At 24.3% G+C, this 14,458-nt stretch carries 11 protein-coding genes; 1 reads left to right on the forward strand and 10 read right to left on the reverse strand.

Annotated elements, in window-relative coordinates; genetic code table 4:
- Positions 1 to 923 (forward strand): hypothetical protein (locus T380_RS03855; RefSeq protein ID WP_036436752.1); only part of this gene is annotated, 923 nt, incomplete at its 5' end.
- A gap of 34 nt (positions 924 to 957) precedes the next feature.
- Here T380_RS03855 and T380_RS0101270 read toward each other — a convergent pair.
- The 10 genes from T380_RS0101270 to T380_RS0101310 all read right to left on the reverse strand — a co-directional run bounded on the left by T380_RS0101270 (position 958) and on the right by T380_RS0101310 (position 14,312).
- Entirely contained in the window at positions 958 to 2,328 is a 1,371-nt protein-coding gene (locus T380_RS0101270) for an MSC_0618 family F1-like ATPase beta subunit (RefSeq protein ID WP_036436756.1), read from the reverse strand.
- Positions 2,328 to 3,863 (reverse strand): MSC_0619 family F1-like ATPase alpha subunit, encoded by a 1,536-nt coding sequence (locus T380_RS0101275; protein ID WP_027334136.1) that lies wholly within the window; start codon positions 3,861 to 3,863, stop codon positions 2,328 to 2,330. Before T380_RS0101275 ends, T380_RS0101270 begins: the two co-directional genes overlap by 1 nt.
- Position 3,864: 1 nt before the next feature.
- Positions 3,865 to 6,072, reverse strand: a complete 2,208-nt coding sequence (locus T380_RS0101280; RefSeq protein ID WP_027334137.1) for an MSC_0620 family F1-like ATPase-associated subunit — start codon at positions 6,070 to 6,072, stop codon at positions 3,865 to 3,867.
- A gap of 67 nt (positions 6,073 to 6,139) precedes the next feature.
- Entirely contained in the window at positions 6,140 to 6,604 is a 465-nt protein-coding gene (locus T380_RS0101285; RefSeq protein ID WP_027334138.1) for an MSC_0621 family F1-like ATPase epsilon subunit, read from the reverse strand.
- 10 nt (positions 6,605 to 6,614) lie between these two features.
- Entirely contained in the window at positions 6,615 to 7,523 is a 909-nt protein-coding gene (locus T380_RS0101290) for an MSC_0622 family F1-like ATPase gamma subunit (RefSeq protein ID WP_027334139.1), read from the reverse strand.
- 6 nt (positions 7,524 to 7,529) lie between these two features.
- Complete coding sequence (locus T380_RS0101295) at positions 7,530 to 8,021, reverse strand: MSC_0623 family F1-like ATPase-associated protein (protein WP_027334140.1); 492 nt, start codon at positions 8,019 to 8,021, stop codon at positions 7,530 to 7,532.
- Positions 8,002 to 9,468, reverse strand: a complete 1,467-nt coding sequence (locus T380_RS04505; protein WP_027334141.1) for an MSC_0624 family F1-like ATPase-associated membrane protein — start codon at positions 9,466 to 9,468, stop codon at positions 8,002 to 8,004. The genes T380_RS0101295 and T380_RS04505 overlap by 20 nt, the downstream gene beginning before the upstream one ends.
- Positions 9,469 to 9,483: 15 nt before the next feature.
- Positions 9,484 to 10,782, reverse strand: coding sequence for an Ig-specific serine endopeptidase MIP (mip, locus tag T380_RS03860; RefSeq protein WP_051599948.1), 1,299 nt, complete (start codon positions 10,780 to 10,782; stop codon positions 9,484 to 9,486).
- Positions 10,783 to 12,018 (reverse strand): hypothetical protein, encoded by a 1,236-nt coding sequence (locus T380_RS03865; RefSeq protein WP_036436759.1) that lies wholly within the window; start codon positions 12,016 to 12,018, stop codon positions 10,783 to 10,785.
- Positions 12,019 to 12,050: 32 nt separating this feature from the next.
- Positions 12,051 to 14,312 carry a putative immunoglobulin-blocking virulence protein gene (locus T380_RS0101310; RefSeq protein WP_027334142.1) on the reverse strand — a complete coding sequence of 754 codons (2,262 nt, stop codon included), beginning with the start codon at positions 14,310 to 14,312 and terminating at the stop codon, positions 12,051 to 12,053.
- Positions 14,313 to 14,458: the final 146 nt, after the last annotated feature.

Below are 14,458 nucleotides of genomic sequence, written 5' to 3' on the forward strand. Positions count from 1 at the left end.
AAACATTCAAAGATAAACTCTTGGACAAAATTAACGAAGAATTAGCCGGTAATTTTGATGCATATACATCGACATCAAAAGATGCATATAAAAAATATCTAAATGATTTAAAAAATTTAGTTAATTCTCCTGATTTCACCAACAATGAAACTACATATAATGAAAAGTTAAATGAAATCACTGAAAAGAAAAAGTTACTTGAAGAAAATAAAGTTAACGAATTAAAGAAATTCATCGAAGATTCTAAAAAATCTGTAGAAAGCAACAAATCACTTCCTGCTAGCGAAAAAGAAAAACTTACAAAATATTTAAATGAATATAATGTACCTACAGATGTAAATAACAGCGACCTTCAAACTAAGAAAAAAGAAATTCAAGATAAATTAGCAAAAGCTACAACATTCAAGGATTTACTTCTAGAAAAAATTAAATCTGAAGAAAACGAAAATTACGATAAATACACAAGTACTTCAAAAACAAATTATTTAAACTATTTAAGTGATTTAAAAACAAAAGTTAATGATTCAAGTTTCACCAATAATGAAATGATATATAATAAAAAGTTAAATGAAATTACTAAAAATAAAAAATTATTAATTTTATATACTAATGAATTTATAATAAAAGATGTAAAAGATGCTAAAGATAAAATAAACACTTTAAAAAGTAAATATTCTTCATCATCAATAAAAGATGTTATTAAGAAAATAGATGAATTACAAAATAATGTAAAAAACAACGGAATTGATAATAAAGATCAATATGATAAAAAGGTAAAAGAATTAGATAATTTACTTGATCAACTACAATCCGAACCTCAAAGAAGTTTTGATTGGAAATTCTGGTTACTTATATTGGGATGATCAGCACTAACTTTAGAAGTTATCATAATATTATCAATATTAATAAAAGCTAAAAAATAAAGATAAAAAAATAAATACTTGTGTATTTATTTTTTTATAACTCTTCATATGAAGGCATGTTTAAGTTATGACCAATATATGAAAATATTTCAGGATTTTGATTTATAAATTTACCTTCAAGTATTCGTATAACACTTTCAACGGTTTCATTTAATGTGACATATTCACCTTTAGATTTTGTAAAGTGTTCAGTCATAAAAAAGTTTTGGGTAAAGAAATTTTCTAACTGAAGGGCTTTTTTAACAATTATTTTGTTTTCCTCGTCTAATTCATCAAACCCCAATATTAATATAACATCTTCTAAATCCTTGTAAGCCTTTAAAATTTTTTTAACTTCAATAATCGCATTAAAATGTCTTCTTCCTAATAATTCTATATTTACTGAATTAGAAGAACTTGCAAGAGGATCAAAAGCAGGAAAAATATTTTTTGCTGATTGTTCTCTTGATAAAACTAATTTTCCATCTAAATGGTTAAAAACCGCTACAGCTGATGGATCGCTTAAGTCATCCATTGGTAAAAAAATTGTCTCAAAAGATGTTATAGATCCATTCTCATTTTTAAAAAGTCTTTCTTGAACACTAGCAACATCACTTTCTAGTGTTGATTGATATCCGCCGACGGATGGTTTTTTACCTAGCGATGCACTAACTTCGTTTTCGGCTTGAATATAACGATAAATATTGTCAATAAATAATAAAACATCTTCTTTTTCGTGATCTCTTAGATATTCTGCTGCGGTTATACCAATTGGTACAATTGAAGATCTTGCCCCAGGTGATTCATTCATTTTTGAAATATACATTACTGAATTATCCATAAGATTCGATTTTTTTAGTTCATTGTATAACTCAATTGCCTCTCTAGATCTTTCGCCAGAACCAATGAATATATTCGATGTTGAATTGTTCTTTTTATTAACATTAAAAATGATTTCTTTCATTAAGACAGTTTTACCAACACCAGCTCCGCCAAATATTCCGAGCTTATATCCTTTTATGATAGGGATAAAAAAGTCAATAGCTTTTATTCCGGTTTCAATAATTTCGGGTTTTGAATCAATATATCTAGTATTTTTAATCGTTGAATTCATTTCAACATAATCTAGTTCATTACTAATACCTAGTAAAGGATTACCTGAAAAGTTGTAGATGTTATTTTTAGAGTTATTTCCTACGGGAACCATAAAACTTTTTTGGGTATTTGTTACTATATCATTTATTTTAATATTTTTAGCAGCATATACAATAATTGCTCTTATTGTGTCGTTGCTATTAATAATTTTCACAAGCGCATATGTTTTACCATCATGTAATGTTAGTAAATCATTTATTTTGGGCAAAATTTTGTTAGAAAATTTAACCTCAATAATATCTGATCAAACTTTTGAAACTATTCCATCCATTATTTGTCTCCATTTTCTTTTGCTATTTTTTCTAATATTTCTTTATCTAATGGTATAAAACCATATTCATAATTAACATCTCATTTTAAATCAAGAAAGTCTGAATATTGTTTTAGTGCGTATGCAAAATAATTTTTCATCATATCTTCATCATGAGGTTCATCATTTTTTATTAAATCAAATGCATTTTTTGCATCATCACTAATTTTAATTAGTGTATCCAAAAATGCTAATGCTTTTTGGTCATCTTTAATATTTTTTAATATACCTCATGAAATAATTTTTGTCATAAAAATAGCGAATGAATAAGAATATAAAGAGAACCCATTTTTTGTAAATAACTTATCAATCATTTTACCTTTATATAACAAGTCCGAAATTTCTTTATTAAAATCATAATCAAGAAGCGAAAGTTTTAAATGTCTTTTGTATGCCTTGTATATTTTTCCAATTTCGCCAGAAACTTTTGTAACCGCTCTTGTTTGAACACTTGAACCTGTTCTAGAAACAGATAAATCCGCATTAATTGCTGGAAACTTACCTTGAGCAAATAAATCGGAACTTGTAACTATTTGACCATCAGTAATAGAAATAATATTGGAAGCAATTAAACTCGTTATATCATTATCAATTGTTTGTAAGATTGGTAATGCAGTTATAGTTTTTTTATTAGCAAATGAACCGGCTCTTTCTAGTAATGATGAGTGAGCAAAGAACATATCGCCAGGCATTGCCTCTTTACCAACTGGTTTATCACTTAATAACGCCATTTCCCTAAAAATGTTTGCGTGTTTTGTTAAGTCGTCAAAAATAATTAATACATCATTAGTTTCTGAAATATTTTCAGCATGAGCCATACCTACATAAGGAGCTAAATATTGTTCATAAGGACTTGTTGATGGTGCATCAATAATAATGGTATTATCAAGAGCATTATATTTTTTAAGAGTGTTATATATATTTGTAATCGCTTCTTTCTTTTGTCCAATTGCCACATAAACACATTTAATATTTTTCTTTGCTTGATTAATTATTGTATTAATAGCAATATGTGTTTTACCAGTTTGTCTATCCCCGATAATTAATTCTCTTTGACCTTTTCCTATCGGGAATAACAAATCAATTAAGATTATACCGGTATATAATTGTTCATTTAATGTTCTTACTGACATTAAATTATGTGGTAAACCAAAAAATGGATGATAAATATTACCGTGTTCATAATCGATTCGTTGACTTTTCGGGTAAACTTCATCACCATATATATTTATGATTTTTCCAAAGTGTTTTTCATTAGTAAAAACAAAAAAGTTTTGAGTTTTTACTACTTCATCTCCGACTTGAATTTCTTTGCTATTATCATTTGTTAATAAAAAAGCTTCATTATCTGTAGCGGATAATAAAAATAGCTTGATATTTTCTTTACCTTTTATAGTAAAAGTATCCCTTTGTTGGTAATTAAATATTCCACTAACTTTAACAATGTAATTGAAAATAGCCGTCACTTTTGGGTTGTTTGTTATATTTTGTTCCATTTTAAAATCCTTTCAATCCTAATCCTAATAATACAGAGCCAGTGATTATCATGCTTAAACTGGTAATCGAGATAATTATTAAAATAGTCATTAATCTATTATTTTTGATTATTTCTTTGTTTTTTATAAATAATATTATTAAATTACATATTAATATAATAAAACCTATTGACATTATTGTTGCAGAAATACCAGTTGATTGTTTAGATTTAATTAAGTTATTTTCTTTTGCGATATTTTTTGCTTTATTATAACAAATTTGGAAATTGGAAATTTTCTCTTTATTATTCTTAATTTCCTCATTACTAATTAGGGGACTTATTATATTGAGTAGATTCATAATTTCTTTAATTTCATCAATATAGTTATCATATCATGCATGAATATTTAATCTATTTGAAGAAGAAATGGCTTTAAATTTATAAATATGTTTTTCTAAAGAAGTAAATGATTCTTCTAAGATTTCTAAATTACCATTTTCAATAGTTTTGAAATTTTCATTAATTATTTTTCTATTGTCATCATTTTTTATCACTTTTTTATAATCATTAAAGATAATTTCAAATTTAGTTGGTAAAAGTGATCAATAATTTATTTTATTAAAAGGATCTAATTCTATTTCGGCAACTTGCAAATCACTTAAAAAATTAGAGGCTGTCTTATAACTTAAATCGCTTAAAATATCATTATTTTTATTTTTTATATCAAAATTTCCTCTATATTTTTCAAATAGTTTTGTTTCAATAGAGTTATATAATGATTTATTATTTTCATCATCTATTAAAATTCTTTCATTTGCAACATTTACCATATTAAATAACGCTGAAACGATATGAGGATTTCTTAATTTATCATAATCAATCTTACTTATTTTATCTTTTTCATTTTTTGATATTTTCTCTTGGTCATTTATTAAACATAGTGAATCATATAAAGCATTCATAATATTTAATAATGTATCATATTCTGTTTTCTTAAAATTACTATTGATAACTCTTTCATCAATTTTGCTATCATAAACTACTTTATCAATAATGTATGATTTTGCTAAACTTGGATTATTTCTATCGTGTAAGTGAATTTTTACCTTTTTAATGGTAAAATCATTTTCAATTTTAAAATCAATAACTCTATATTCATATCTTGTGTTTATTGGGTTAAAAAAGAAAAAAATATCAGGGTTATTTTTAAATTGTTTTTCAATTTCATAAAGAGAAAGATTAGAGTACTCTGGGGATATATAAGGTTTTAAAGTAACGATTGCTTTTTTTATTTCGCTTGGATCAAATTCACCAACTTCATTTGGTTTTAATTTAGTTGTATCATTTGGGGGTAATAATGGGGTGTTTTCTTGCTTATTGATTGGTTTTTCATCTTGTTTAATGCTTGCTTCTTGATTTTGTTTTAAATCAAAAGCTAGAAATCTAGGATAAATCTTACTAAATATATAATGTGATCAATTAGAATAACCATCTGGCACTTTTCATGTTATTTTGTTTGGGTCATCATAATCAAAACTGATATTCGGAATATCTTTTTCATCAAAAATAAATTTATTTAAATTTTTTAATAATTCGGAACAATACTTATTTAATGTATTTTCTATTTCTTCCTTATTGAAAATATTTTTAATAACAGCACTATTTATTTTATATGATGAATCTATCTTTTTAATTTCATTTCTTTGATTGTTTTCATCAATAAACTTAATATCATTTCCATTACCGGTTATTAGCTCTTCATATGTAAAATATGTTTTTTGTGCAATTTTTAAATTTTTATATACTTCGCCATTAAAATCAATATCAGCATGCTTATATTCTTTAAATGTAGTAATTAAGAATGGAAAAATAATAGGTATTCCAGATGATGGTGAATTATTTGAGTCTTTTAATAATGCTTCAAATGTACTTGTTGAAAAGTATTTTAGAAGTTCTTTTAAATAGGTTAATTTTAAAATTTTTTTATCAAGTGAAACGTTATTGTTATTCTTTGTTGTTTGTATATAAGATTCTAAGGTATTTTTGATTGAAGAAATTATTTGTTCTTTTAATTTTGTTATTTTTTTGTTACATATTTCAGTAAATGTATCAAAATTTTTATCAATATCTCTAGCCTTATTATTTTCAGTGTTGGCATGCACATTAAATGCCATTGCGGGTAGTAAAGATATATTTGATACAAGTAAAAATGATAGTTTTTTAATCATTTAATACCTCAATCTAAAATAATGAAAAAACAATAACTGTTGTTTTTCAATATTTTTTACTCATTTTTTATTCATATTCTTCCATTTCAGTTAAGTTATATTCTTGTTTTTGTTTTAAAATAAATAACTCTTCTTCTAATTCTTCCATTTTGATATATTCATTTATATTTAATCCAATATTTTTTAATAATTTTTGTTTTTTTATTTGTTGAGATAGTTCATTTATTTCTTTTGTGTATCTATTTCTTTTTATCGCTTCATAGTATATTTTTTTGGACTTGAATGTAATGATGTTAACAATATTATTTAAAACAATAATATTTGCATTTTTTAAGAATATATAGATTGTTTTATTTTTTCTTTTGTCATATATCCTACATAAAGAAAGCTCTGTATTTGCGATGGAATTGTCATCTAATTCTTCTCAATCTTCCGATTCCATTAAATTATTAATGCTCATTTTACCCTTAGGAATAATTAAAGAAGTTTTGTTCTTAAAATTTATAATAATTTTAAAATAATTTTTACTCATTTTACCCCCTTTAATTTATCTTAAAGTCCAGATTATTGCTTGTTAATAATGTTATTTCTTCTATTTCTTTTTCTCGTTTGTATTGTATTAATTTTTTATTAATTTTTAAAATTTCTTCATCTAGATCTTTTAACATTTTATTTGTTGTTACTAGTCCAACCTTAGCGCTATAGAATGATGATTCTGTAAATAATGCTAAGATTATGTTTTCAAGAAATATATTTAATTCTAGTTCTATAAATTTATTTATATTTGGATAAATTTTCATTTTTTTTATGTCATATTCATTTTTATCCAGTTTAACATCTTTATTAACAAGTTTTATTAAATTTGAATCATTAATAGGAAATATTTTAAAAGGTTTATTATGACTTTTGTTTGAATTTATTACAAAATAAAGATTTTGATAATTATTTTCTGAATACAAAACTTTAATTATTTGAACAATTTTATGTGGTAATTTACTTGTCTTATCACTATTTGTAAAACTTGCTATGATATTTAAATTATTTTTTCTACAAAAATCATATGATTTTTCACCAATTGTTATGAAGTCGGAGTTACTTTGTAATTTTAGTTCTTCAAGTATTGTTTTTTCATATCTTGTATATGAATCGGTTGAATTTTTTTGTGTTTCAGTTAAATAAATTCATAAATCTTTTTTAGTTGTTAACTTGTTTTTTATTTTTTGAAAAATGTTATTTTTTGGTGAAGTATAAAAAATTAAATCATGAGTTAAACTATAATAATTCTTTATGTTAAATATATTTTCTGTATTTTTGATGGCATTTTTTATATAAAAATTTAATTTATTATTTAGTTTCATTATATTAATTAAAAAAATATTTTTTTCACTATTTATTTTTAGACGAATATTATTTAAATTCTTAATTCTTTGTTTAATTTTTCTTTGATCCATAATATCCTATCTTGTAAATGGTAGTGCGAATTTTTCGCTAAAAAGTACTTTTTTGTTTTTTGTATTTTTTGATATAAAAACTATCAAGCCAGGAATTAATTCAACTATATACATATTATTTAAAAGAAATGAAAGTTCATTATTTAATATTTCTAAGAATGAGTTATAGCCATCATTTTCTTTTTCGGGTATAAAATTTATTGCCTCTGAGTTAGTTTGTTCATTTTTAATCAAAACCGGAACTAATGTATTGTTGCCGTATTTAGGATCTATATTAAAAGAAATAACGAAATCTTTAAAAACCAAATTTCATTTTTTATAAATTGCTAAATCGATATTTTTTTTAAATTTTTCATAAATATCTGATTCAAAATTAACTTTTGATTTAAAAAGTGATGTAGCCAATAATTTATCATATGAGATAAAGTTATCTAAGGTTATGTAGTTTTCGTAATCACTATAAAAATTGTATTTTGCATTATTTTCTTTCTTTTTCATATTTCTCCTTATTATTCAAATCATTGGTCTTAATTTTTATTAATATAATTAATAAATTAGCTATATTGTAAATTATAAAAATAATAGATAGAAAAACTACGATCAATAAAATTATATTATTGATCGAAATATCTGAAGCTATAGTTAAAAACATGTTATTTTTGTTTGCGATTAATAAATAATTAAGACCAAATATAAATAACGAAATTATATTTAATAAACTTAATAAGCTTATAAACATTAGCAAAATTACATTTTTATTTTTTATAGTGTATAAAAAAATTCAAAAAACACAAATAGATGATGAGGAAATAAGCAGGATATTAATTAAATTTATGAGATTATTTCTACATCATATACTCGATATTAGTAGAAGTGTTCATATTAGGAAATAATGTGTTGATAAACAAAGTGAGTTATTAGCTATTCCTTTTATTTTTGTTTTTTTATAAGTCATTATAAAAATATAGAGTATTGAAATTATTAAGCCGAAGATTCCTAATAGTAAATAAAGATAATCATTAGTATTTTGTTTGGTTATTTTATAATCCGGGTCATTAAAGTTTAATGAAAATAATTTGATAACAAAAATAACTATAGATATAAAAAATGCAAAATTTAACATCATATTATGACGCAAATATTTTTTATTATATTTATTAAAGGCAATAAAATTTATTTTCTCATAGTTTGCGCCAAATAAAAGAATTCCTAAAATACTGAATGAGCACATTATGATTACAAGATTTATAAAATTTTTTGTAGTGAAAACATCATGTATTCATAAATAAAAGCTTGTATTAAATATATTATAGGAATAAATAACATCACTTTTTACACTGTAAACGAAAGTAAAAGATAGGATAAATAAAATTAAAAATAAAATAAATTGTGATATTAATGAAATTATTAACATTTTAGAGCTTTTATATAATAATGGGTGGCTTTTCCTCTTTAAAAGAAAAAAGTTAATTGAATATCCGGTATTTATAATGTAAAGAATAAATAATAAAAACGTTAAATAAATCACATTTTTAACATTGTTATCTAAATAAAAAAATAATAGAAAAAAAGAAATTATAGATACACAAAAATATAAAATATATCACACAATATATCTAGTTATATGATTTACATTAATTTTAATGTTTGTAAAATTTTTATAAATTGAGTAAAAAAACGCGAACCCTATAATTGAAAAACGATATATTATTATCATTATTTCTAATTTTTGGTCTATATTATAGCCAATAAAAAAGTTTTGTATTGATTTGTTTATAAAAAAAGTTCTTTCAATAAATACAAAAATAAGTGAAGTTGCTATTACAAAAAACAAAAAAATGAATATTTGGAAAATATTGGATAATCAATTATTTTTTTCTTTCTTTGTTATACTTTCATAATCATCAAATATTTTTTGTGAATATTCATTTACTTTTTCATTCATTTTTCCTTTCGAAAATTAAAATTTAAAATCATCAGGAGTTTGCGCATTTACTCCATCTTTAAAAAGATTTGTTTTTATATTACTTGCGCCATATAATTCCTGCATAGCTTTTTTGTATGAATTTTTTTGATCTTTTCCACCACCATATATTAAATCATATTGTGGTAAGTTATATTCTCCAAAGAGGCCATTGTAATTATAACCTTCAGACCTAAAGGCTGCAGCTAACCCGGTATGTGCGGTAGCATTTGAAACATGATAGACACCTACAAGTTCATTGTTTTGATTTCTAACACTTGAACCAGATGCTCCGCCAACGGGAGCGTAATGTTTAATTATATATTCAAGACCCATTGTAATATATGAATTATTATCACTAGATTTATATAATTCGCTGCCAGTAACTGGAACAGTTAAGAAAGAATCACATATTCCTGGTTTGTTTGAATATGTACGATATCCGATATTATAAGATAAGTAATTCCCTCTTTTTGATTTTTCATCTATACTGCTTGATGCATTGGATGATTCAGATTTTGATAATTGATCATAAAACCTATAGTCCGAATTAGTTCATAATGAAAAATTACCCATTTCATTTTGTCTTTTTATTTGATCATCATCGACATATTGTTTTAAAAAATAATCGCCTTTAGCGCTTGGGTAACCCACTACTATCAATTCATCTTTTTTGGTTCATCAATTTTCTGTTAGATTTGGATCTTTAGATGTTGCTATGGGTACATTAATTTGTTCATATTCATTTAAATATGTTTTAGATTTAAATTTTATTTGTTGATCTGGTCTATTTGCATAATTATTTGTTAATCATTTTGCAAATTCTTGCGGAGTTTTGTTTTTATCGTCGAAATTTATTTTTTCAAAGTCTATTTCTATAACTGCAAAATCAATAAATTCTTTATTATTTTTATATAAGTTTTTTTGATCATCTACTAAATAATCAGATGGGTCTTGTTTTAAGAAATCAACACCTCTATAGACAGTTTTTAATCCATTATCTAGCAAAAAATCACCATCTTTAGGACTCATAATATTTTTTTTAAAGTTCTTATCCATTGATGTAAGTTTTAGTGTTGTTTTAATACCAACACTTTCAAGGAGTTTGACTAATGAAATGCTTTGGGTTGAATTAGTTAAGGCGTCAGCAACATGTAAGTTAGTGCCAAAATATCATTTTGTTGGATACTCACCATTATTTATCTCGTAATCCATAATTCACATAGTTCCCGAAGTTCCGGTTGATAATTTTGTTGTTTTTATATGATTAATATATTCATTAACACTATTATCCATTTATAAAATAGTATTATCACTTAAATTTTCTCTAGTAAAAATATCTAAAGCATCTCCTCTAAGTTTATAAGCTTGACTTGCTAAACCAGAAAATTCTGGCGCAGAAAATGCTTTGATTATTTTATTTAACTCTCTTATTGATGAAATTAATTTTAATGCATTACTATTATTTTTAAATTCAACCTCTAGCTTATCTAAATCTTCATCCTTTATAACACTATTTTTAACAGGATTGTATAATTTGTTGAAATCAACTTTATTACTAAAAGAAATACTAAATGTTTGAAGAGCAGCTTGTCTATATTTTTCGTTTGGTAAAGTTCTAGCCAAACCATTTATCAAAAATTCATTTCTACCTAAGGCATCAGTTCAACTTGGTCCCTTATTGGTTTCTTGTGGTAACATTGATAATCCTAAAAAATTACCTGACTCATCATATTTTGGTAATGTTCAGCCTTTGTGTGCAAGATTTTCGTATGAATCCAAATTTAATTCTTTTGATTTTGAGTTAAATTCATCAATTTTATTAACATTATTAATTAAATCGTTTCGATATTCATTTCAAGGTTTGTTGTTGTGTTGGCGTTTTAATGATTCCATATACTTATTATTATCGATGGCAAAACGTATATTTTGATCTCCGGTTATATAGTTTGATAATTCAGTTTTTTTAGGTTTGAGTGAATCAGAAGGTGTTGATAAAATTTTTCCATTTTGATCAATTCCGTTTGGGCTTTTTTTGAAGTTATTTATTGTAAGAGATTTTAAAATAATTTTATTTTGGTTTTTGCTTTTTAATTTAAAAGTAACATTTAATTTACCTTCTAAATTACTTTCTAATTCACTATTTAAGATGTATGAAGCATTTTGTATTTCTACATCATATTTTTTATTTAGTTCATTAGCAAGTTTAATGTCAATATTTTTAAAATTTCTTTGAAATTGAGTTGGGAAAACTTCATTATTTGGTTTATTATAACCAAGTAATTTAGAATAATCGAATGAAAAATTATTTTCAAAATTATTATAAAAATTTACAAATTCAGAGTCAAATTCTTCTAATTTAGAAAAACTAGTTGGTTCTTCTTCTTTCTTGCTAGGAGTAATTTCATTTTTAGTTTCTTCTTTTTCATTTTTGTTTTCTTTTTTTTCGGAATTCTTATTACATGAAATAACTATAGGTGTAGTAGTTAAAGTTAAAAGCGCGCAAAATGATAATAAGTATTTTTTCTTCATGTTTTCTCTCTATCCTTTCTTATTTATATATATTATATAAATGTGAATCCTTGATCTTCTTCAACTGGATAACCATTAGATTTTAAAGTATTTAATAAGTTTATATTTCCTTCTTCAACCTTTATTGTTTTATTTAGGGATTCTGCATAACTAAATAAAACATTTAAATTATCATAGCCTACACTATTTATTGTTCCTGTGCCAGTAATTTTTACATATTTTGTTGTAGGATCAGAAAATTCTATTTTTGTTTTTGGCATTTGAGGTTGCTCAGTTACCATATATTTTGCAAATCCGGCTTCATTTAATTCATTGATAGATATTTCAAAACAATCACCATCACTAAAAAGTTTTAATCTTTTTAATTTTCTTGGTTTAGAATTTGAAGATTTTACTTTATCTTCAAATGCGGTAATACCTCTTAACGATCTTATTTCCGGAATTCTACTTAAATCTAATCCTTGTGGATAACCATTATTTTGTTCATTATGGTCAGGTGTTAGTCCAGAACCTCATCCACCTTGGAAAAAAGGTTCATTATTTCTAACTCAATAAACCATTCTTATTCCATCGTTTATATCTTTTAATTTTTCTTCTAATGTTGATTTATCTTGCTTATAATCAATAGGGTCAAATACCAAGGTATCAAATGTAATTCTTGTTGCGATATCCGCGCCTTTTTTGTGGTCATTGCTTACATTGTAGTCATTAGTGTTAATTCATTCAACATTTCTTAAAGCATTTGGATTAATTGATCATGAATCAAGTAATGAATTTCCTAAAGTGTATAAAGATAATTCTTTGATATTTTTATCTTTTAATGCTATTAATGATGATGTATTTGCTGATGATGCATCAAAATAAAGCTCTAGTAAAGGTAATGTATCAGGTAAAGCCTTTAGTATATCTATAAATTTTTGGCCTGAATTACCCTTTCCCATGTTACGTAATCTATAACCTGTTATTTCTATGTTTTGATTTTTCAATGTTTCAATAAGTTGTTTAGTTTTTAAGTATCCATTTTTATTAGAAACATCAATATCAACAATAATTCCCGAATTTCTTTTTCCTTCAATAGGTTTTTCCCTATCAAGTTTGGTTATGGTTATACCATCATTTGCTTCAACACCATATTTTTTATATTGATCAGTTATATTTGTTTTGTTTCAACCTGGATATGTCCCTTTTTGTATTTCATCACCAGTTCTAGGTCATTCTGAGGTAAAAGTAAATGCTCTTCTGTTTTCATTATCATTAATTACTCTTTGAAGCACAACATTGTTTTCTCGTGGTGGGATATAACCAAATGAATTTATTTTTCCATTTTCATCTATTCAAATATCATCAGGATCTGGTTTTAATCCCTTTTTAAGAAATTCTTCAGCGGCAGAACCCAATTGAGTAAATTTACTTGAATCTAAGTGTTTAATAATTCATCATTGACGATGAAAAGTTTTTTCTTTATCGTTTCTTCCTTTTCATTTAGGGCCAGATGGTTGAGAATTATCTTTACCTTCATAATAGGCGAATTCGTCCAATGAAGATTCTAATAAAAATTTTCTAATATTTTCATATCCAGAATCTATTAGTCTTAAGTATCTATGAATAAGGTTTTCTATCATTCGAGAATCTTTTCTCTTAAAGTAGTAGTCATATATGCTTGCGTCACTAGGAAAATCTACATCCATTAGAGTTCCATAAACTTTATTTTTGACTCCATTTGATACTAAATCACTTACTGTTTGAGACCTAAGTTCATCAGTGACCTCAATTTCTATTATTTGACCAACTATATGATTTGTATAAGGGTTCTTATTTACTAAATTATTTTTAGTATCATACTCATTATACGTACGAGGTTGTGGGTTTTTAACTTTAGCTTTAACTTTAACCCCATTTATTAAAACTGTTGTTGTAACTATTGAATTTTGTTTAGTTGGGGTAGGTTGAGGTTGAGGTTTAGGTTGAGGCAATGGTTTTGGTTCAGGTTTGGGCTTAGGTGTTGGTTTAGGTATATCGATTATAGGTTTAGGCTTTGGTTTTTCAATTATGGGTTCAGGTTTTGGTATTTCTTTTAAATTATTATCTTTAATAGAAGAAATTGTATCAATATAATCAAGATTATCTTTAGCAATTAAATTAGGTTGAATATTATCTAAATATTTAGATACATAATTGTTATATTTTTTATTATTTGTAATATAAAATAATGCTCCTGATGCGAGCGATATCGATAAACAACTAATTAATGATAGTAAAGTGATTTTACTTAGTCTATTTTTAAAAACTTTCATATCGACCATATTATAAACTTTTTTTAAATTTTATTTAAATTTTATATATATATATATATATGTATTAATAAAAATATCAAATTAAAAAACAAATAATTTATTTTTTAAACAAAAAATCAATATTAAGTAAAGTAATTTAAAAATAA

This window comes from Mycoplasma elephantis ATCC 51980 (assembly GCF_000687815.1).
GTDB classification, from domain to species: Bacteria; Bacillota_I; Bacilli_A; order Mycoplasmatales; family Metamycoplasmataceae; genus Mycoplasma_H; species Mycoplasma_H elephantis.